Source organism: Polynucleobacter cosmopolitanus (assembly GCF_002224225.1).
Classification (GTDB): Bacteria; Pseudomonadota; Gammaproteobacteria; order Burkholderiales; family Burkholderiaceae; genus Polynucleobacter; species Polynucleobacter cosmopolitanus.
On the sequence record NZ_NJGG01000002.1, the window covers coordinates 414,931 to 435,223 of the forward strand.

Genomic DNA, 20,293 nt, shown 5'->3' on the forward strand with positions numbered 1-20,293 from the left:
ATTTAGAATTTTTTTGATTCATCTTTTTAAAGATATTTTTTATGTTTAATCACAACGAATCACTCGAACAAGCTCGCGAACGCAATATCAATGATGCTCTCTTGGAAGATATTGGTACGGGTGATTGGACAGCGATGCTAGTTCCCGAGTCTGGTCTTGTGCATGCCACATTGATTGTTCGTCAGGAAGCCGTTCTTTGCGGTAGCGCTTGGTTTGAAGGATGTTTTAAAAAACTCGATCACTCAGCCATCATCGCCTGGAAATACGCAGAAGGTGATTTAATGAAAGCTGACACGACTGTTTGCGAAATCACTGCCAAGCCACGCGCTCTTTTATCAGCAGAGCGCCCAGCCATTAACTTTTTACAAACCCTTTCTTGGACTGCCTCCATCACCAGGCAACATGTGAAGGCGATTGAAGGTGCAAGTCCTAACAGCCATGGTTGTGCTGTTTTGGACACCAGAAAAACAATTCCTGGATTACGCCAAGCTCAAAAATATGCAGTGACAGTGGGTGGTGGAAAAAATCAACGCTTGGCTTTATGGCATGGCATCTTGATCAAAGAAAATCACATCGCTGCAGCCGGCGGCATCAGCGCTGCTATGAAAGCAGCGCAAGCCCTGAACTCAGGAGTTGATATCCAAGTTGAAGTTGAAAATATGGCAGAACTGCAAGAAGCATTATCAGCAGGGGCTAAAAGTATTTTGATTGATAACTTCAGCCTTGATCAAATGCGTGAAGCTGTGGCTTTCACCAAGGGCGCTGCTTTACTGGAGGCATCTGGTGGTGTGAGCCTGGATCAATTGAAAGCAATCGCCGCAACGGGCGTGGATCGCATCTCTATTGGTAAATTAACCAAAGACGTGATCGCTGTCGACTTCTCTTTGAGAGTTCAGTAGCTTTAGCTGGCACCAATCAATCTTTAGTACTGGCGCCAACCAACGCTTATGACTGTCTATTGATGGGTGTGAGGATGGTTGGATAAGAAACAGTCCAACTTTGCGGGTAATCACGGCTGTAATGCAAACCACGACTCTCTTTGCGCATCAAGGCAGAACGCACGATCAGTTCAGCACAACTCAATAGATTTCTCAGTTCTAATAAATCTCGGGTCACTCTGAAGTTGGCGTAATACTCTTGCACCTCACTTTGAAGCAATTCAATGCGATGCAACGCTCTTTCTAGGCGACGGTTGGTTCTAACAATACCGACATAGTTCCACATCAAAAGACGCAACTCATCCCAGTTGTGGGCAATGACCACTGTTTCATCGGCATCTTCGACTCGACTCTCATCCCAATCAGGAACTTCAGGTATTTCTTTGAGAGGATGCCGTTTGATTTCTGCGGCCGCTGACTTGCCAATCACCACACACTCTAATAAAGAATTGCTCGCAAGACGATTGGCGCCATGCAAGCCTGTGTATGTGGCCTCACCCACCGCGTACAAGCCCGGCAAATCAGTTTTACCTTGTAAGTCAGTGACAACGCCACCACAGGTGTAATGAGCAGCAGGAACCACAGGAATGGCTTGCTTAGCAATATCAATGCCCAATGCAGCACAGCGAGCATAGATCGTTGGGAAATGCTCTTTCAGAAATGCTTCGCCCAAATGAGTGGCATCCAATAAAACATAATCCAAGCCCAAGCGTTTCATTTCAAAGTCAATCGCTCGAGCCACAATGTCTCTTGGTGCAAGTTCAGCACGCTCGTCATGATTAGGCATGAAACGAGTACCGTCCGGAAGTTTTAATTGAGCACCCTCACCTCGCAGAGCCTCAGTGATCAAAAAGGTCCTGTCTTGCGGGTGATACAAACAAGTTGGGTGGAACTGCACAAATTCCATATTGCCCACGCGACAACCTGCGCGCCAAGCCATGGCAATGCCATCACCCGTCGCTGTTTCTGGATTGCTGGTGTAACGATAAACTTTACCCACACCACCAGTGGCCAAAACCACAGCAGAAGCCGGAATTGCTTCAATTTTTCCAGTGGAGATATTCAGGGCATAAACACCGTAACAACGCTCAGATTTTTTTAATTGCTTATCTTTAAGATGGCGATTGGTGATCAAGTCCAAAGCCATCCAACGCTCTAACAATTGGATATTGGGATGTGCTCTCGCTTTATCCAACAAGACCTCGTGAATCGCTTTACCTGTGGCATCTGCAGCGTGAGCAATGCGACGATGACTATGGCCGCCCTCTCGGGTCAAATGAAGGCCTTTAGGACCCTGTGGATCGGTTGTAAAGGGAACGCCTTGATCTACCAGCCAATCAATTGCATCAGCACTTCTCTCAGCAATGTATCTCGCGGTGGATTCAACCACCAAACCAGCGCCGGCCTCGACTGTGTCTTTCACATGAGCATCCACGCTGTCTTGCTGATCTAAAACACCAACAATCCCACCCTGCGCCCAAGCAGTCGCTGATTCAGACAAACCTCGTTTGGCCATGATGATGACCTGATGCGTCTCAGCCAACTCAAGAGCCACCGTTAAGCCAGCCAATCCCGCGCCAATGATGACGACAGGCAAAGAATCAGTGGCAGGTGTTTTAGGCATGAGCAATGTTAACTTGAATAATTATTGTGTGCTGATGAAATAGTTTTCAGGGGCCATTAAGAAAGCTTACTGGCATGCTCCCTGGTTTCATGAAAAACAATTTGAGGCCAACGCTCTTGAGTGACCCTTAAATTAACTGCGGAGTTGGCCAAATAAGCCAAATTATCTGCAGCATCTAAAGCCAGTTGATGACCTGCTGATGAATTTTGAAAATCACTCATCATTTTTTTATCTTCACAAGTCACCCAACGTGCACAGTTAATGCTGGCCGTATCAAAAACAGCGTCCACGCCATATTCATTCATTAAACGACTGGCCACCACTTCAAACTGCAAGGCGCCCACAGCACCAAGAATCAGATCGCTGCTGTTCAATGGCTTGAATACCTGCACAGCACCTTCTTCACCCAATTGCTGAAGACCTTTTTGAAGCTGCTTGATCTTCATTGGATTACGAATGCGGGCAACCCTGAAAAAGTCAGGGGCAAAGTATGGAATACCGGTGTACTGCAAAACTTCACCTTCAGAAAAGCTGTCGCCAATTTGCATGTTGCCATGGTTGGGCAAGCCAATGATGTCACCAGCATAAGCTTCTTCCACCTGCTCACGACTGGAGGCCATGAAAGTCACCACATTCGAGACTTTCACCTCACGGTTGATGCGCAGATGATTGATTTTCATGCCGCGCTCAAACTTGCCTGAACAAACGCGTAAAAATGCGATGCGGTCTCGATGAGCAGGGTCCATATTGGCCTGAATCTTGAACACAAAGCCACTGAACTTGTCTTCTCTTGGATCAACAGATCGCACAGTTGCACTGCGTTCTCTAGGGCCTGGAGCCCAATCTAAAAGAGCATTGAGGATTTCTCGAACGCCAAAGTTGTTGATGGCTGAACCAAAGAATACGGGGGTCTGTAAACCACCCAAGAAACGCTCTAAATCAAATGGATGGGATGCACCTTGCACTAACTCCACTTCCATTTTGAGTTGTGCCATTTCATCAGGGAACATCTCATGAAGCTTTGGATTATCAATGCCCTTCATCACCTGGAATTCTTGATCAGCGCGATCATTGCCAGCAGCAAACAACAGAATTTCATCATTGATCAAGTGATACACACCGCGGAAATTTTTACCCATACCGATCGGCCATGTCACTGGTGCACACTCAATTTTCAAGACAGATTCAAGTTCATCCAGTAATTCCATAGGATCTCTGGTTTCGCGGTCCATCTTGTTCACAAACGTGATGATCGGAGTGTTTCTCATGCGGCAAACATTCAATAATTTGATCGTTTGCTCTTCAACACCCTTGGCCGCATCGATCACCATCAATGCAGAGTCCACAGCGGTTAAAACGCGATAAGTATCTTCAGAAAAATCTTGGTGACCTGGGGTATCCAAAAGATTGACCACATGGTCACGATATTCAAACTGCATCACCGAGCTGGCCACAGAAATACCGCGTTGCTTTTCAATCTCCATCCAGTCAGAAGTGGCGTGTCTGCCACTTTTACGAGCTTTAACAGTTCCTGCCAATTGGATAGCACCAGAGAACATCAAGAGTTTCTCTGTCAGGGTTGTTTTACCGGCATCAGGGTGAGAAATAATGCCAAAAGTCCTGCGCCTTGCGACTTCGCGGACAATATCGTTACTGTAATTCATAGGCTTTTCAATCAAATAGCCCTATAGTTTAGTTTACAGCGCCAAAACTGGCATTAATTGAATATCAACAAGGATTTACAACGGTTTAAAAACCGCCAAGACGCCATGATTGACCCATCATCAAAAAAAGATGTTTCTGCACAAAAACATGAGATCAGACCGACTCAATCTATTGAACTTCTTAAAGAATTGCACATCCTCACCCGTGATGGCAAGCTCAATCAAGATACCCGCAGAAAACTAAAGCAGGTATATCACTTGGTTCAATTCATTGAACCCTTGCTCCAAGAGGTCTTGAACCGAAAAGATCACTTGAGCATTGTTGATCACGGTGCTGGTAAGTCCTACCTGGGTTTTATTCTGAATGATCTCTTTTGCAAGTTACAAGAGAAACCATCAACGATCTACGGTATTGAAGTTCGTGAAGAATTGGTCAAGAAATCTCAAGACTTGGCCAGTCGCTTGAACTTCTCAAACATGCAGTTTCTGCACTTAAGCGCTGAAGAATCCCTGGACTCAGCACTTCTTCCTGATGAAATTGATGTGGTCACAGCTCTGCATGCCTGCAATACAGCCACTGATGATGCCATTCGCTTCGCCTTTGCCAAGAAGGCCAAGCACGTTGTCTTGGTACCCTGTTGCCAGGCTGAACTGGCAGCAGCCTTGAGAAAGACCAAAGCTCAATCGCTTAAAAATGAATTATCAGAAATGTGGCGCCACCCGATTCATACCCGTGAATTCGGCAGTCACATCACCAATGTTTTGCGCTGCCTGCAATTAGAGTCTCATGGCTATGATGTGACAGTAACTGAATTGGTGGGATGGGAACATTCCATGAAAAATGAGCTGATCATTGCCACTCAAAAGAACCTAGCTGGCCAAAAAGCCCAAGAAAGAAAGACAAAATTACTGGCTGAAATAGGCTTGAGCAGCCTTGAGGAGCGCTTTGCTTAGGGAGCCTTTAGTTCTATAAAGTGTGTGATTCTAAATTTCTTATAATTCTTGATGTTCGAGAAATAAAAAAGGCTGCCAAGGCAGCCTTTTTTAATCTCAAAAGAGAAATTACTTGCGCTTGTTTACAGCGTCTTTGAAAGCTTTACCAGCAGTGAACTTTACAGTCTTAGCAGCTGCAATCTTGATTGCTTCGCCAGTCTTTGGGTTACGGCCTACACGTGCAGCACGCTTACCTGAACCGAATGTACCAAAACCGATCAATTGAACCTTGTCACCTTTAGTAACAGCTTTGATGATTGTGTCGATTGATGTGTTCAAAACACGCTCAGCAGATGCTTTAGAAATATCTGCGTCTTTTGCAATTTTTTCTACTAATTCAGCTTTATTCATTTTTAACCTTTCAACTTAGAAACTGGGAGTATGTACATTCAGTTATATTTTTTTAATTAAAAACTTATTCCTGATGCACTGACGACATTAAATCACATAATCCTTGTGGGAGCTAGTATTTATAACCTTCTTTAGGGTTTCACCTATGTTTTATAGTGGTTGCAGCCTTATACCAGATTTATTCCCAATAAATTAAAGGCTTGCACCTTTTTAAAGCGTGAGCTTTTCTAAACCACCCATGTAGGATTGCAAGGCCTTGGGTATTTTGATGCTGCCATCAGCTTGTTGATAGTTCTCTAGAATCGCAACACCTGTGCGTCCCACAGCCAAACCAGAACCATTCAAGGTGTGTACCAACTCAGGTTTATCTTGCCCTGTTTTGAAGCGAGCCTGCATGCGTCTAGCCTGAAAATCGCCCATGTTGGAGCAAGAGCTGATTTCACGATAAGTGTTTTGCGCAGGCAGCCAAACCTCTAAGTCATAAGTTTTAACACTGCCAAAACCCATATCACCCGTGCACAAGAGAACCTTTCTGTAAGGTAGCTCTAGCTTTTGCAAGATGGCCTCTGCATGAGACGTTAATTCTTCCAAAGCTGCCATAGAGGCATCTGGCTTGGTGATTTGTACCAATTCAACTTTTTCAAATTGATGTTGGCGAATCATGCCGCGCGTATCACGCCCATAACTGCCCGCTTCAGATCTAAAGCAAGGTGTGTGAGCCACAAATTTCTTTGGTAATTGCTCAGCCGGCGTGATGGTGTCACGCATTAAATTGGTGACAGGAACTTCTGCTGTTGGAATAAGATAAAAATTCTCATAAGCAGCTTCAACTGATTCATCTTGATCATCGCCGCCCACTTTTCTTGGCACCTTGAATAAATCAGCTTCAAATTTTGGTAACTGGCCAGTGCCCTTCATTGATTCAGCGTTCACGATAAACGGTACAGCGACTTCGTGATAACCAATCTGAATATGGTTATCCAACATGAATTGAGCCAAAGCTCGGTGTAAACGAGCAATCTGGCCATGCATCACTGCAAAGCGTGAACCCGTCAGCTTTACTGCACTGTCAAAGTCCAAACCCAATGGGGTCGCCAAATCAACGTGATCTTTGACCGGAAAATCAAAACTTGGAATCTTGCCCCAACGCAACACTTCCTGATTAGCAGACTCATCCTTGCCAGATGGCACGGATTCGTGAGGAATATTAGGAATGTTCAATAAAAAGTGATTGAGTTGAGACTGAACAACGGTGAGCTTTTCTGTGAGCGCCTGTAATTCTTGGTTCACCGCAGTAGATTCAGCCATTTCAGCACTGGCATCCTCGCCCTTGCTTTTTTTCATGCCAACAGCTTTGGCCAGTTGATTGCGCTTGGCCTGTAATTCTTCCGAACGACTTTGTACTTGCTTACGATCAGACTCTAAAGAAACAAAAGTGTCTTTATCAAGAATAAATTTTCGCTCTACCAATCGTGCGGCAACGGTATCAAGGTCTTTGCGTAAAAGCTGAATATCGATCATGAGTTTCTCAATGCTGTTTTATATTTACTGCTCTGTTCTTGGTGCTTAGTTTGGTTCTTCTTTGGGTACTTCTTTGGGTACTTATTTTTTACTGAACATTTAGAACATCTGCGCCAGCAGGCGGTGAAAATTTAAATGTATTTGGCGACAAATTAATGTTTGTACGAATTTTACTCAGATTAATCAGAACAATCGTACCAAAGTTGTCATGCAACTCTAAGCCAGCCGGCAGACCATTGGACATACCAACACCAATTCGACTGTAAGGCATGTCTCCTGAACCACTCGTGGCTTTGGGCTTTAACTCTACCCAAAACATACCGCCCTTTTCGCCGCCAGGCATCAAGTCAAAATATTCTTCTGCCATGGCCCCGCCAAAGAGTATGGCCGCAGGACTAGCGCTCAACCCTTTGCTCGCAGGTCGCACAGTCAACTGATTCAAATCTTTATCCCAGAGCAATAGTTTCTGACCATCGGCAATGACTTTTTGCTCAAAAGGCTTAGTGGTCTCCCAGACAAACTTACCCGGTCTTTGAAAAACAAAACGACCTTGGCTTTTACGCAAAACTTTGGGTTGAGACTCTCCCTGTTTGGCAGCCCTGATCTGTTGCTGAGCGAACTCACCTTCAGCATTATTAACAGTTGAAATAAATTGTTTGAATTGCTTAATACCCTCATCCGCGAACACAGTTGGCGAAATCAAACATGCAAAGCCAAAGAAGGCTAAAAAAGCAAACTGTTTAAAGTGGATCAAACCAATCTTCATCTTAGATATTCAATGAGGTTTAACTTGCTTTGACTTAATTGTCGCTTGGCGCACGAACCAAGATGTCTCGATTACCATTGCTGCCCATTTTGGAAACAAGCCCTGCACGCTCCATGTCTTCGAGCAATCTGGCTGCGCGGTTGTAACCAATGCGCAAATGACGCTGCACCAAAGAAATAGAGGCTCGCTTGTTTTCTAGGATGATGGCTACTGCCTGATCGTAAAGAGGGTCCGCCTCTCCGCTGGCAGATGCTTCACCAGAACCAGAATCCATTTCGGATTGAGGCTCTAAGATTGAATCAATGTAATTAGATTCGCCATTTTTCTCTTTTAGCCAAGTCACCACGCGATGCACTTCATCATCGGTCACAAAAGCACCGTGAACGCGGATTGGTAAACCTGTGCCAGGTGCCATGTACAACATATCACCCATGCCCAATAAACTTTCAGCGCCCTGCTGGTCAAGAATGGTGCGGCTGTCAATGCGGCTGCTGACTTGGAATGAGATGCGCGTTGGCACGTTGGCCTTGATCAAACCAGTGATCACATCCACGCTTGGACGCTGTGTGGCCAAGACCAAATGAATACCTGCCGCACGAGCTTTTTGCGCGATACGAGCAATCAACTCTTCAATCTTCTTACCAACCACCATCATCAAGTCGGCCAACTCATCGATCACGATCACAATGACTGGTGCTTTGTGCAAAGGCTCAGGATCATCCGGAGTCAAACTGAATGGGTTGTAAAGGTATTCACCTTTTTCTTCAGCATCAGCGATTTTTTTATTAAAGCCAGCCAAATTTCGAACACCAAATTTACTCATCAACTTGTATCGGCGATCCATTTCGATCACAGCCCAATTGAGCGCGTTATAGGCTTGCTTCATGTCTGTGACTACTGGACACAATAAATGAGGGATGCCCTCATAAACTGCCATCTCAAGCATCTTTGGATCAATCATGATCAAACGAACTTCATCTGCTTTTGCTTTGTATAGCAAAGACAGAATCATCGAATTGATACCCACAGATTTACCAGAACCGGTGGTACCAGCAACCAAGCAATGTGGCATCTTTGCCAAATCAGCAATCACTGGAGCGCCGCCAATGTCTTTACCCAAAGACAAGGTCAGGAGCGAGGCACTGTCGTTATAAACGCGAGAGCTCAGAATTTCAGTGAGGTGCACTGCTTGGCGATTAGGATTCGGTAACTCCAAGCCCATGCAAGTTTTACCTGGGATCGTTTCAACCACACGAACACTCAACACACCCAAAGCGCGCGATAAATCTTTTTGCAGATTAACAATCTGACTACCCTTAACGCCCATCGCAGGCTCGATCTCGTAACGAGTGACCACTGGACCAGGGTGAGCTGAAATGACTTTGACTTCGATGTTGAATTCTTTTAGCTTGCGCTCAATCAAGCGTGATGTGAACTCAAGCGTATCGGCAGAGATGGTTTCTTTGACTGGTGGAACAGGATCCAACAATGACAGCGGTGGTAATTCAGAATCAGTGATTTCAGCAAACAAGGGTTGTTGCTTTTCACGCTCAACTCTTTCGCTCTTGACCACACTCAATGGCGCCCTATAAATAGGCACAGGAGGCAGCTCTTCAATTTTCACGCGCTCTTCTTCAACGATCTCTTCGCGCACCTCAGCAGCTTGCTCTCCAATGCGGCGATCTTCTTCAGACTCGCGACGCTCGCGAATGCGTCTCCATGAAACTTCCAAAAATCTGCCCACTTGCTCGGCGAGAGTCAACCAAGAAAATCTTAAGAACAATGAAACGCCAATCGCAAGAATCACCAAAAGAACCAAAGTGGCGCCCGTGAAACCAATCGCCATCTGCAAAGGATCGCCCAAGAGTTCACCCAACACACCACCCGGTGGCCTTGGCAAATCCATGGTCATGCTGTGCATACGGATTGATTCAAGCGCCATGCTTGAAATCATCGTCAAGCCAAAGCCTAAGAATCTTGGTAAGAATGGTTCAGGCTCTAACTGCTGGCCAGGTAATTTGGCGGCAGTTAACTCTTGCCAACCGCGAATCGCACGTCTGAGCAACAAAATGACCCACCAGTAGGCTGATGCGCCAAAAACGTAAAACAAGATATCTGCTAACCATGCACCTAAACGACCGCCAATATTCGCAATGTTGGCAACCTGGTTGGCGTGCGACCAAGCTGGATCACTTTTACTGTAACTGGCCAATACTGCAAATAAGGCCAAAGTCAGGGCCATGAAGGCAATCCATTTGACCTCACGCACAAGGCGGGTCAAACGGGTTTCAGGCCCGCTATTAGCTGGAGGTGGGTTTTGAGAGGATGCAATTCTAGCCATGTTCTCCCGATTGTAATCAACAAGAAACAATCAAAGTCTTATAATTGAGCTATGACGACAAAAAATCTTAAACACGCAAAAGTACTGATCCTGGGTTCTGGCCCTGCGGGCTACACAGCCGCCGTTTATGCGGCTCGCGCCAACCTAGACCCTGTTTTGATCACCGGCATTGCCCAAGGCGGTCAATTGATGACCACCACTGAGGTTGAAAACTGGCCAGCTGACCCTAATGGCGTCCAAGGACCCGAGCTCATGCAGCGCTTTTTAGAGCATGCTGAGCGCTTTAAGACCGAAATCATTTTTGACCATATTCACACGGCAGCTTTGACAGAAAAGCCAATTCGCCTAGAAGGTGACTCAGGAACTTACACCTGCGATTCTTTGATCATTTCTACTGGTGCCTCAGCCCAGTACCTGGGTATGCCTAGTGAAGAAGCTTTCATGGGTAAAGGCGTGTCTGCCTGCGCAACATGCGATGGTTTCTTCTACAGAAACCAAGACGTTTGCGTGATTGGTGGCGGTAATACGGCTGTTGAAGAAGCTCTCTATTTGGCAGGTATTGCCAATAAAGTGACGGTGATCCATCGTCGCGATAAATTCCGTGCCGAGCCTATTTTGATTGACCGCCTCATGGCCAAAGTGGCCGAAGGTAAAGTTGCGATTGAATGGAACAGTCATTTGGACGAAGTATTGGGTGACAACACTGGCGTGACAGCTGTTCGGGTTGCCAATGCGGAAGGTACTAAAAAAGAGATCCCATTAAAAGGCGTGTTTGTAGCCATCGGTCACAAACCAAATACTGATTTATTTGTCGGTCAGCTTGATATGGAAAACGGTTACTTAAAAACCAAGAGTGGTTTGACGGGTAATGCAACAGCCACCAATATTCCAGGTGTTTTTGCTGCTGGCGACGTACAAGATCATATCTACCGTCAAGCCATTACCAGCGCTGGAACGGGCTGTATGGCTGCATTAGATGCTCAACGTTATTTAGAGACTTTGTAAATAACAAAGAAATAAAAAAGCTAAAAGGCAATACCAAAAAATAAAGCCCAGAATTTCTGGGCTTTATTTATTTTAAGAAGGTATCTCAGTGAAGAGATTTTGCTTAAACAGCTGATTCGTTGGTTTCACCTGTACGGATACGGATCACTTGCTCAATTGGAGATACGAAGATTTTGCCATCGCCAATTTTGCCGGTGTGAGCTGCTTTAACAATGGCATCAATCACAGGTTCAACGCGATCATCGGCGACCACCACTTCAACCTTGATTTTTGGCAAGAAATCGACCACATACTCAGCGCCACGGTATAACTCAGTGTGACCTTTTTGACGGCCAAAGCCCTTGACTTCAGTCACAGTCAAACCTGTGACTCCTAATTCAGCCAAGCTCTCGCGGACCTCATCTAATTTAAACGGTTTAATGATTGCTGTAACTTGTTTCATATTCGTCTCCTAATAAATTTGATGATACCTAAATTTCTTTCAAGATAACAAAATATCAAGCTCGGAACTTATTGGTGATGGGGTAACGCCAATCCCGACCAAAAGCTCTTTGAGTGATCCTCACACCAATCGGCGCTTGGCGACGTTTGTATTCATTGATCTTGATTAAACGGGTGACCTTTTCCACATCTTCGGGTTTGAAGCCACGATCGATGATGGATTGAATTGATTCGTCTTGTTCCATATACAGCGCAAGAATAGCGTCCAATACTTCGTATTCCGGCAAGCTGTCCTGATCTTTCTGATCCGGTCTTAATTCAGCCGAAGGGGCTCTGGTCAAAATACGCTCAGGAATCACCGCTTTAATGCCATTTCGGTATTGGCAAAGACGGTAAACCAAGGTCTTGGCAACGTCCTTGATCACAGCAAAGCCGCCGGCCATGTCACCATACAGGGTGCAATAACCCACAGCCATTTCACTCTTATTACCAGTGGTCAAAACAATGCGACCCGACTTGTTCGACAGAGCCATCAGCAAAGTGCCACGCACCCGCGCCTGAATATTTTCTTCGGTCGCATCAATCGGCAAACCTTCAAACTCAGAGGCCAATGAAGCATCAAAAGCATCTACCATTGGTGCAATGTTGATTTCATCGTATTGCACCCCCAAGTTATCAGCCATTTGCTTGGCATCAATCCAAGAAATGTCAGCGGTATAACGAGACGGCATCATCACCGCACGAACCTTATCGGCGCCCAGCGCATCAACCGCAATCGCCAAGACCAAGGCTGAATCAACACCACCTGACAAACCAATGATGGCGCCCGGAAATCCGTTTTTACTCAAGTAATCTTTTACGCCCAACACCAAGGCGTCATAGACTTGCGCTTCAATTGAGGTTGCAGGGCTGATGGTGTTTTTCACCAAGTCATTGATGGCAGCGTCTCGATTAAATTCAATGAATGCCAAGCACTCTTTGAAGTGCGGCAGACTCAAAGTAACTTCACCTGACTTACTCAAGGCAAAAGAAGCACCATCAAACACCAATTCATCTTGTCCACCAACGGCATTCAAATAAACCAACGATAAACATGTTTCTAAAACAATCGACTTGATCACTTGTTGCCGAAGTTCTTGTTTTTCTAAGTGGTAAGGTGATGCGTTCGACACGATCAAGAGCTCAGCGCCTGCGTGCTTGGCTTGGGCTGCTGGGCCACTGTGCCATGCGTCTTCACAAATGAGAATACCTACTTTTGTGCCATCAATATCAATCACACAAGCGTCGTTGCCTGGCTCAAAATACCTCACCTCATCAAAGACTTCATGATTCGGTAATTTTTGTTTGGCATAAGAGGCAATCACTTTGCCGCCAAACAACATACTGGCCATGTTTTGCAAACCAGTGGATGTTCTTTGTGGGTGACCCACTAAAACTCTCAAATTTGGATAGATGGCCAAAGCCCCTGCCAATTGATTCAATTGCTGATCAACGGCTTGGATGAAGGCGTCTCTTAACAGTAAATCTTCAGGCGGATAACCCGTGAGAGATAACTCGGGTGTTACCAGTAATTTGGCGTCCTTGGCAGCAGCGTTTTTTGCTGCATCAAGGATCAACTGCGCGTTCTTGGCTAAATCACCAAGAACGGGGTTTGACTGAGAGAGGGCAATAAAAAACGGAGGCATGAGAAACATTATCCCATTGCCTCCGCTTGGCGTCAGAAGACTGCTTATTTGGTCTTGTTATAACGCTCTACGCTGCTCATGATTTCTTTCTTGGCAGCATCAATACCTTCCCAACCCTTCACTTTCACCCACTTACCTTTTTCAAGGTCTTTGTAGTGCTCAAAGAAGTGCTGAATCTGTTGAGTGACCAATGGGTTCAAATCTTCCATTTTTTGGATATCAGCGTACATTGGAAGGATCTTTTCAGTTGGTACAGCCAATAACTTGGCATCGCCACCTGATTCATCATCCATGTGCAACACGCCCAAAGCGCGGCAAGTGATCACAACACCTGGTGGAATTGGGAATGGTGTCAACACCAACACGTCCGCAGGATCTCCGTCTTCTGACAATGTTTGTGGGATATAGCCATAGTTGCATGGGTAATGCATGGCTGTGCCCATGAAACGATCCACAAATACCGCGCCAGACTCCTTGTCCACTTCATACTTCACTGGGTCTGAATTCATCGGAATTTCAATGATGACATTGAACTGATCTGGGATCTTTGATCCTGGTTGAACGTTGTTTAAGCTCATGTTTTCTCCATACAATACATTTAGTTGGGACGAATCTTAGCAAAGCAAACCATCACTAACCTGACGGCTCATTTATGCAGTGCAGCAATAAAAGCGAAAGTATGGCATAATCTTAGCTGTAGTATGAAACATCGCCCCCAGCCAGAGTTCTGAATCAGAGAACATCATGCCTTTTTGTTTGTCTGTTGGTCGATGCCTTAATTGACCAAACCACAGAAAGGACATCCCTCTTTAGGGATGTGCGCGACTATGACTATTAGTTTTAAAGAACTGGGCTTAGCCCAACCCCTCCTTCAAGCAACTGAAGCTCTTGGCTATACACAGGCTACCCCTGTACAAGAAAAAGTGATCCCTGCTGCCTTAATCGGTGGTGACTGGATGGTGAGTAGCCAAACAGGTAGCGGAAAAACAGCTGCTTTCTTATTACCTCTATTGAATCAATTGCTAGCGGCTAATCCAAACGGCAAACCTGTTCCAGGTCGTGCTGAGCCACAAGTATTGGTTTTATGCCCAACACGTGAACTTGCACAGCAAGTAACTGCAGACGCCATTAACTTGGTTAAGTTTGCCCGCGGTATCCGCATTGCAACCATCATGGGTGGTATGCCTTACGGTAAACAAATTTCTCAAATCAAAGGTGCCAACTTAGTGGTTGCCACACCTGGTCGTTTGTTGGACTTGAGCAACAGCCGTGCGATTCGCTTGGATAAAGTGAAATGCATGATTGTTGACGAAGCAGATCGCATGTTGGATCTTGGCTTCCAAGACGACATCGAAGCGATTCATCAATTGTGTTCAGACCGTGGTCAAACATTGATGTTCTCTGCAACGTTTGCGCCGCGCATCATGCAATTGGCCACAAGCCTCATGAACAACCCTGGTCGTATTGAATTGGCCAGCGCTCATGACAAGCATGAAAATATTTCTCAGACATTGCATTGGGCGGACAGCGTTGCTCACAAGCATAAGTTATTGAGCCACTGGTTATCAGATCCAACGATGGAACAAGCTGTTGTGTTCGCTAGCACCCAAGTAGACAGCGAATCAATTGCTGATTCATTGCGTGCGGATGGACATGAAGCAACTGCCCTTCACGGTGCAATGCCTCAAGCAGTTCGTAATCGTCGCTTGCAATCATTGCGCAAAGGTCAAACTCGTATCTTGGTAGCAACTGATGTGGCTGCCCGTGGCATCGACGTTCCAACCATCACGCACGTGATCAACTTTGGCTTACCAATGAAAGCTGAAGATTATGTTCACCGCATTGGTCGTACTGGCCGCGCTGGTCGCAGTGGTGTTGCCATCACGTTGGCTGAACATCGCGATCGTTCAAAGATCCGTGCCATTGAACAGTACACACAACAGCCTTTACAAGCTGAAGTGATTCCTGGATTAGAGCCACAAGAAAAATCACGCAAGCCATCACACCGTCCAGGTGCTGGTCGCCCAGGTCGATCTTTTGGTGGCAAAGGCGCAAGCAATGCCTCTAATCGTCAAGGACAAAGTTTTGGTCAAGGTGGTCAAGGTCAAGGCGAAGGTAAGACATTCAAGCAAAATCATTTTGCAAAGCCAGCCGGTCCTAAGTTTGCTGGTTCAGGCAAGCCTTCTTCAGGTCCTAAGTTTGGCGGCGGCAATAAACCATCAGGTCAAAAGCGCTCATTTGCGTAAATGAAAAAGCTTCGCCAGTCTTGGTTGAATCTTGATCACACGGTGCTGCATGCGGCACCGTTGATCTGGCAAGACTGGTTAAGCAACCCTCATTCCCTCACCCAACTCATCGCAGAGAAAACCCAATCAACCGTCACTGTTGAGGTTTTAAGCGATTGCAGGCAAGGCCTGCTAGCAGACGAAGCAGCCCTCTTTGGGAACTCTATTCATCGCTGTCGTATTCGAGAAGTTTATCTTTGCGTCAATGACGTTCCAGTTGTTTTTGCGCGCAGTGTATTACCCACCAGCAGCTCTACAGGCGTCAATCGTGATGTCTTGCAACTCGGTAGCAAACCATTGGGCGAAGTGCTGTTTAAAAAAGGCAAAGCACCGATTCTGTTGCGAGAAATCACTGAGATACCTGGTTTAGGCTGGGGAAGAAGAAGCCTCTATCAACTCAGAGGCCATCCTATTCTGATCAGTGAATTCTTCTTACCTGAATTACTGGATCAAATGAAATAATCAAACAATCAAATAAATAAAAAACAAATAAAAAAAGCTGCCAAGGTTTCCCAAGGCAGCTTTTTTAAAACTTGTTTTGATTACAGAACGTAACCGATGTGCGCAGCAGCTAGAGCGAACAAAATTGCTAAACATGTAGCAGCAGCCAACATCACGATCAAAGTGATGATTTTTTGGTTGATTTCTTCTTTACTTTCCTTGTGCCATTCGTTCATTTAAAGCTCCCTGATCAAAATATTCGCTATGGACCATATTATCCATGAAAAAGCCCTTTTATTTGATATTTATCAAATTTCTTATCTCTTTGATGACTTCTGTGGGCGTCAAACCGATCGGCCCAATACCCTGATTTAAAAGGCTATCAGCCGCAGCAGCATGAAGCTCTACCGCCACGCAACTGGCCTCAAACGGGTTGATATGATGCTTGATTCCCTGGCTCATGATGGCCGCAATCACCCCAGTCAACACATCCCCCATCCCAGCAACCCCCATCCCAGGGTGACCTTTTAGACACATCTGAGTTGGTTCATTCAACTGAGGTGATTTGATCAAAGTATGCTGGCCCTTGAGCACAACAATCGACCCTGTTAAAGCAAGCAATTGATCAATTGCCAATGGTCGATTGATTTGCACTTGCTCGGCTGTGGTATTAAGTAATTTAGCTGCCTCACCTGGGTGAGGCGTTATCACGGTGCTCAATGTTGGGCGACTCTTGAGTTGCTTCATTAGTTTGGCATCACCCGCGATTAAATTAAGGCCATCAGCATCAATGACCAATAAAGCAGATGACTGCAATGCATCACTCAATAAATCACGAGCTTGCTGACTCTGCCCCAAACCAGGGCCAATAGCCAACACATCGGCTTGTGCCTGCGCCATCATTTCTCTTGATGCATGACTCAACATCAATTCAGGTTGATCTGCAAGAACTGATATGGCACGCTCATCTAAAAAGCCAATCATCACCCATCCAGCACCTGCATGAAGCGCTGCTCGACCGGATAACAAAATAGATCCTGCCATGCCTGTGTCGCCGCCAATGATCAATACTTTGCCAGCATGGCCTTTATGCTCATGGGGCTGTCGAATCAGGCGACGAAGCAGATGCAGAGAATTGAGTTCTTGAGGATTCATGATTTTTTCATTAAGTCTATACTCAAGACTACAACAAAAAAAGGGGTCAACAATGAATTTGCATTTGTATTACTGCCCAGGAACCTGTTCTTTCGTCCCTCACGTGATGCTTGAATTAGTCAAAGAAAGTAAAGGTCAAGATTTTTCATCGACCATGATCACCTTGCGTACCGGTGAACATTTGAAACCTGAATACCAAGCAATCAATCCAAGAAGCCAAGTGCCTGCATTGATTGTTGATGGTCAATTGGTGACACAAGTCGTAGCGATCACCAACTTCTTGAACGAAACGTTCCCAGAAGCCAAGATATTGCCGACCGATCCAATGGAAAAGGCGCAAGCTTTATCCATGTTTGTTTGGATGAATAACACGGTTCACCCAACTTTCACCAGAATATTTAGATCTGAGCGCTTTGGTGACGAAGCAGGTAAAGACAGTGTTAAAGCAATGGCATTGGAAATGTTCAAAACGCAATTGATAGAAATTGATAAATTAGTAGCCAATGGTCGCAAATTCATTTCCGGCAATCAATTGAGCCCAGCAGATATTTATGCTGTTACCTTTATTCGTTGGGCAGGCATGGCTGGTATCAACCCAGCCAACTATCCACAGTACCAACGTTATGCTGCAGCAGTGGCCGCCTTACCAGCGGTGGCTCGCATCATGACCAAAGAAGGTATTAATTTAAATACTTACGTTGGCAATTAACTCAGTTAATCAGTCAGTTAGATAGTTCAATATGTTTAAGCAATAAATCTAGGCCCATTGCTCTGATTTTTCAGGGTTTGGGTCTAGACCATTTTCTGAGCAGCAAAGCATTTCCCACCACACTCACACTCGATGCTGCCATCGCGGCTCCTGCAATCATAGGAGTTAGATACCCTAGTGCAGCCAGTGGAATACCAATCAAGTTATAAACAAAAGCCCAAAATAAGTTTTGTTTGATTTTCTGCCAGGTTTTGCTTGATATCTGAATCGCATCCGGCACCAATGCAGGGTCCCCACGCATCAGAGTAATACTCGCTGCATGCATGGCAATGTCCGTTCCTGTTGATACGGCAATACCAACATCGGCAACCGCCAGCGCGGGCGCATCGTTCACCCCGTCACCCACCATGGCCACATAACTGCGCCCATTGATGGCTTTTAAAGATTCAATGATGGCTGCTTTTTCTGCAGGCAATACTTGTGCATAGACTTCATCAATACCAATGGTCTTAGCGAGTAAATTGGCCACCAATTCGTTATCCCCTGAAATCATCACCGTCTTAATGTTCATTGACTTGAGTCGTTGAATCGCTTCACTCACACCTGGCTTTAATTCATCTCCGAATGAATAAAGCGCCAAAATCAAATGATTTGATGCATCTGTCACATCCACCAAACAAGACACGCTGTGGCCAAGGCTTAATTCATTGACGGCAACCTTCTGCATTTGCTCAGAAGCATGCTCTTTGATTGCATGAAAACTCACGAAGGCGATGGTTTTACCTTGATAGGGGCCAGTCAAGCATTGACCCTCAATGCCTTTACCGACGTTGGCAAGAACTGCGCCATAGCCTTCTGCATTCACCTGATGCTGCTCACCAAACTGAATCATGGCTTTTGCCAAAGGATGTTCACTGCTCATTTGTAGACCCAATGCCAAAGCATGGATTTGCTGATCTTCTGCAGCACTGAAGTTAGTGAAATTTTTAACACTCGGTTTACCCAACGTCAATGTGCCAGTTTTATCAAATGCCACAACATTGATGCGGTGAGCCAATTCAAGTGCTTGCGCATCTTTGATCAAAATGCCAAACTTCGCCGCTACACCAGTGCCAGCCATGATGGCAACGGGCGTTGCTAAACCCAAAGCACATGGACAAGCAATCACCAGTATGGCTACTGAATACAGCAGAGCATTTTGAAAGTCGTGCAAGATAAATGCGTGAATTAAAAAATTGAGTGCCGCAATCAAAACCACGGTCGGCACAAACCAAGCGCTGACCTGATCGACCAATCTTTGGATGGGCGCTTTTTCGGCCTGCGCATTCTCGACCAAAGCAATTATCTTGGCTAAAACACTTGTTTCACCAACACCAGTTGCTTGAATGATCAAGCGCCCGGAGCCATTCAAAGAACCGCCAATCACGGTTGAACCTTTTTCTTTTTCGAGCAATTTTGATTCACCAGTCAACATCGATTCATCAATCTCACTGAGGCCCTCAATCACCAAGCCATCGACCGGAACACGTTCACCAGGTAGAACCAAGACCCAATCACCAGGCAGTATTTGTGCAATCGGTAAATGCTCATAATCCAATTGATTTAAATCTCGCTGGCGCAAGAGCTTGGCTTGATCTGGCCACAAAGATTGCAGCGCCGTGATGGCAGCCGTGGTTTCTTTTTTAGCCCTGGCCTCTAACCACTTACCCAACATCACCAAAGAAATCACCACTGCAGAACTTTCAAAATAAAGTTCATGTGGTTCATAGCTTTGCCCCCAGGCTGACAAGTACCAGGTGTAAATACTCAAACCATAAGCGGCCGTGGTACCAAGTGCGACCAATAAATCCATATTGCCTGAACCCATGCGCAATGCTTTGAAGCCAGCCACATAAAATCGAGAGCCCAAAATAAACTGCACAGGAGTGGCTAATAAAAACTGCACCCATGCTGGCAACATCCAATGAACCCCAAATGGCATCAGCAGCATAGGCGCAAGCAATGGCAGAGACAGTGCGATGGCCAACACAACCGCGCCTTTGCCATGTAAATCAATGATGTTGTTTAGCTTGGTGTTTGTTGATGATGAATTTATTGTTTGATGACTAAAGACACTTGCCTCAAATCCAGCTTTTTCAACAGCAGCGATCAAAAGACTGGTGATCACTTGAGGTTCTTGATTGACTCTGATTTGAGCTTTTTCAGTGGCCAAATTAACGCTGGCAGCATCAACTCCAGCAACTTTCGATAATGATTTTTCAAGCCTAGCCACACATGAGGCACACGTCATGCCGCGAATGTTTAAGGTGACTAATTGACTCATAAGCTCCATAATGGAATACGTTAAGATTTATATAGATTGTCCTCCTTATAT

18 protein-coding genes are annotated in these 20,293 nt (G+C 45.5%); 6 read left to right on the plus strand and 12 right to left on the minus strand.

From position 1 onward, the window contains the following. The first annotated feature begins 41 nt into the window (after positions 1-41). Positions 42-899 carry a carboxylating nicotinate-nucleotide diphosphorylase gene (gene nadC, locus AOC33_RS07655; protein WP_089516395.1) on the plus strand — a complete coding sequence of 286 codons (858 nt, stop codon included), beginning with the start codon at positions 42-44 and terminating at the stop codon, positions 897-899. A 46-nt stretch (positions 900-945) separates the two neighbouring features. On the opposite strand, the gene nadB is transcribed toward nadC, so the two are convergent. Together nadB and AOC33_RS07665 are read right to left on the minus strand one after the other, a co-directional pair. After that, positions 946-2,562, minus strand: a complete 1,617-nt coding sequence (gene nadB / locus AOC33_RS07660) for an L-aspartate oxidase (RefSeq protein WP_089516396.1) — start codon at positions 2,560-2,562, stop codon at positions 946-948. Positions 2,563-2,618: 56 nt separating this feature from the next. Next, positions 2,619-4,226, minus strand: a complete 1,608-nt coding sequence (locus AOC33_RS07665) for a peptide chain release factor 3 (protein WP_089516397.1) — start codon at positions 4,224-4,226, stop codon at positions 2,619-2,621. Between the two features lie 105 nt (positions 4,227-4,331). On the opposite strand from AOC33_RS07665, the gene AOC33_RS07670 reads away from it, so the two are divergent. Next, the gene (locus tag AOC33_RS07670; RefSeq protein ID WP_089516398.1) at positions 4,332-5,180 is read left to right on the plus strand and encodes a class I SAM-dependent methyltransferase; all 849 of its coding nucleotides are present in this window, start codon (positions 4,332-4,334) and stop codon (positions 5,178-5,180) included. Between the two features lie 108 nt (positions 5,181-5,288). On the opposite strand, the gene AOC33_RS07675 is transcribed toward AOC33_RS07670, so the two are convergent. The 4 genes from AOC33_RS07675 to AOC33_RS07690 form a co-directional block, all read right to left on the minus strand. Next, positions 5,289-5,570 (minus strand): HU family DNA-binding protein, encoded by a 282-nt coding sequence (locus tag AOC33_RS07675; RefSeq protein WP_089516399.1) that lies wholly within the window; start codon positions 5,568-5,570, stop codon positions 5,289-5,291. A gap of 210 nt (positions 5,571-5,780) precedes the next feature. Next, positions 5,781-7,091 carry a serine--tRNA ligase gene (gene serS, locus AOC33_RS07680; protein ID WP_089516400.1) on the minus strand — a complete coding sequence of 437 codons (1,311 nt, stop codon included), beginning with the start codon at positions 7,089-7,091 and terminating at the stop codon, positions 5,781-5,783. 88 nt (positions 7,092-7,179) lie between these two features. After that, positions 7,180-7,857: an outer membrane lipoprotein periplasmic chaperone LolA gene (gene lolA, locus AOC33_RS07685; protein ID WP_089516401.1), complete on the minus strand. Its 678-nt coding sequence runs from the start codon at positions 7,855-7,857 to the stop codon at positions 7,180-7,182. 34 nt (positions 7,858-7,891) lie between these two features. Then, positions 7,892-10,198 (minus strand): DNA translocase FtsK, encoded by a 2,307-nt coding sequence (locus AOC33_RS07690; RefSeq protein WP_089516402.1) that lies wholly within the window; start codon positions 10,196-10,198, stop codon positions 7,892-7,894. 51 nt (positions 10,199-10,249) lie between these two features. Between AOC33_RS07690 and trxB the strand changes: the two genes are divergently transcribed. Continuing rightward, the gene (gene trxB / locus AOC33_RS07695; protein WP_089516403.1) at positions 10,250-11,203 is read left to right on the plus strand and encodes a thioredoxin-disulfide reductase; all 954 of its coding nucleotides are present in this window, start codon (positions 10,250-10,252) and stop codon (positions 11,201-11,203) included. Positions 11,204-11,306: 103 nt separating this feature from the next. Here the strand turns inward: trxB and glnK are convergent, their stop codons facing one another. The 3 genes from glnK to ppa are packed head-to-tail and all read right to left on the minus strand — an operon-like array spanning position 11,307 to position 13,907. Next, a complete protein-coding gene (gene glnK / locus AOC33_RS07700) occupies positions 11,307-11,645 on the minus strand; it encodes a P-II family nitrogen regulator (protein WP_089516404.1) in 339 nt (112 codons plus the stop codon). A gap of 55 nt (positions 11,646-11,700) precedes the next feature. Continuing rightward, on the minus strand, positions 11,701-13,338 hold the full coding sequence (locus AOC33_RS07705; protein ID WP_245835639.1) for an NAD+ synthase: 1,638 nt from the start codon (positions 13,336-13,338) through the stop codon (positions 11,701-11,703). A gap of 35 nt (positions 13,339-13,373) precedes the next feature. Beyond that, on the minus strand, positions 13,374-13,907 hold the full coding sequence (gene ppa / locus AOC33_RS07710; RefSeq protein WP_089516405.1) for an inorganic diphosphatase: 534 nt from the start codon (positions 13,905-13,907) through the stop codon (positions 13,374-13,376). A gap of 249 nt (positions 13,908-14,156) precedes the next feature. On the opposite strand from ppa, the gene AOC33_RS07715 reads away from it, so the two are divergent. Together AOC33_RS07715 and AOC33_RS07720 are read left to right on the plus strand one after the other, a co-directional pair. Then, positions 14,157-15,575: a DEAD/DEAH box helicase gene (locus AOC33_RS07715; protein WP_089516406.1), complete on the plus strand. Its 1,419-nt coding sequence runs from the start codon at positions 14,157-14,159 to the stop codon at positions 15,573-15,575. Next, complete coding sequence (locus AOC33_RS07720) at positions 15,576-16,076, plus strand: chorismate--pyruvate lyase family protein (protein ID WP_089516407.1); 501 nt, start codon at positions 15,576-15,578, stop codon at positions 16,074-16,076. Positions 16,077-16,156: 80 nt separating this feature from the next. Here the strand turns inward: AOC33_RS07720 and AOC33_RS09240 are convergent, their stop codons facing one another. After that, the gene (locus AOC33_RS09240; RefSeq protein WP_281252764.1) at positions 16,157-16,291 is read right to left on the minus strand and encodes a hypothetical protein; all 135 of its coding nucleotides are present in this window, start codon (positions 16,289-16,291) and stop codon (positions 16,157-16,159) included. 58 nt (positions 16,292-16,349) lie between these two features. Then, entirely contained in the window at positions 16,350-17,210 is an 861-nt protein-coding gene (locus AOC33_RS07725) for an NAD(P)H-hydrate dehydratase (protein ID WP_089516408.1), read from the minus strand. 52 nt (positions 17,211-17,262) lie between these two features. Here AOC33_RS07725 and AOC33_RS07730 point away from each other — a divergent pair, with 52 nt between their 5' ends. Continuing rightward, positions 17,263-17,919 carry a glutathione S-transferase family protein gene (locus AOC33_RS07730; RefSeq protein WP_180738123.1) on the plus strand — a complete coding sequence of 219 codons (657 nt, stop codon included), beginning with the start codon at positions 17,263-17,265 and terminating at the stop codon, positions 17,917-17,919. Positions 17,920-17,989: 70 nt separating this feature from the next. Here the strand turns inward: AOC33_RS07730 and AOC33_RS07735 are convergent, their stop codons facing one another. Further along, positions 17,990-20,242, minus strand: a complete 2,253-nt coding sequence (locus AOC33_RS07735) for a heavy metal translocating P-type ATPase (RefSeq protein WP_089516469.1) — start codon at positions 20,240-20,242, stop codon at positions 17,990-17,992. Positions 20,243-20,293: the final 51 nt, after the last annotated feature.

What these genes read in the sequence shown, in the direction of transcription:
- AOC33_RS07725 (WP_089516408.1), bottom strand. Translation starts at nt 17,210, where the DNA reads ATGAATCCTCAAGAACTCAATTCTCTGCATCTGCTTCGTCGCCTGATT.
- nadB (WP_089516396.1), bottom strand. Translation starts at nt 2,562, where the DNA reads ATGCCTAAAACACCTGCCACTGATTCTTTGCCTGTCGTCATCATTGGC.
- ppa (WP_089516405.1), bottom strand. Translation starts at nt 13,907, where the DNA reads ATGAGCTTAAACAACGTTCAACCAGGATCAAAGATCCCAGATCAGTTC.
- lolA (WP_089516401.1), bottom strand. Translation starts at nt 7,857, where the DNA reads ATGAAGATTGGTTTGATCCACTTTAAACAGTTTGCTTTTTTAGCCTTC.
- serS (WP_089516400.1), bottom strand. Translation starts at nt 7,091, where the DNA reads ATGATCGATATTCAGCTTTTACGCAAAGACCTTGATACCGTTGCCGCA.
- AOC33_RS07665 (WP_089516397.1), bottom strand. Translation starts at nt 4,226, where the DNA reads ATGAATTACAGTAACGATATTGTCCGCGAAGTCGCAAGGCGCAGGACT.
- nadC (WP_089516395.1), top strand. Translation starts at nt 42, where the DNA reads ATGTTTAATCACAACGAATCACTCGAACAAGCTCGCGAACGCAATATC.
- AOC33_RS07720 (WP_089516407.1), top strand. Translation starts at nt 15,576, where the DNA reads ATGAAAAAGCTTCGCCAGTCTTGGTTGAATCTTGATCACACGGTGCTG.
- AOC33_RS07670 (WP_089516398.1), top strand. Translation starts at nt 4,332, where the DNA reads ATGATTGACCCATCATCAAAAAAAGATGTTTCTGCACAAAAACATGAG.
- glnK (WP_089516404.1), bottom strand. Translation starts at nt 11,645, where the DNA reads ATGAAACAAGTTACAGCAATCATTAAACCGTTTAAATTAGATGAGGTC.
- AOC33_RS07690 (WP_089516402.1), bottom strand. Translation starts at nt 10,198, where the DNA reads ATGGCTAGAATTGCATCCTCTCAAAACCCACCTCCAGCTAATAGCGGG.
- AOC33_RS07735 (WP_089516469.1), bottom strand. Translation starts at nt 20,242, where the DNA reads ATGAGTCAATTAGTCACCTTAAACATTCGCGGCATGACGTGTGCCTCA.
- AOC33_RS07675 (WP_089516399.1), bottom strand. Translation starts at nt 5,570, where the DNA reads ATGAATAAAGCTGAATTAGTAGAAAAAATTGCAAAAGACGCAGATATT.
- AOC33_RS09240 (WP_281252764.1), bottom strand. Translation starts at nt 16,291, where the DNA reads ATGAACGAATGGCACAAGGAAAGTAAAGAAGAAATCAACCAAAAAATC.
- AOC33_RS07730 (WP_180738123.1), top strand. Translation starts at nt 17,263, where the DNA reads ATGAATTTGCATTTGTATTACTGCCCAGGAACCTGTTCTTTCGTCCCT.
- AOC33_RS07715 (WP_089516406.1), top strand. Translation starts at nt 14,157, where the DNA reads ATGACTATTAGTTTTAAAGAACTGGGCTTAGCCCAACCCCTCCTTCAA.
- trxB (WP_089516403.1), top strand. Translation starts at nt 10,250, where the DNA reads ATGACGACAAAAAATCTTAAACACGCAAAAGTACTGATCCTGGGTTCT.
- AOC33_RS07705 (WP_245835639.1), bottom strand. Translation starts at nt 13,338, where the DNA reads ATGTTTCTCATGCCTCCGTTTTTTATTGCCCTCTCTCAGTCAAACCCC.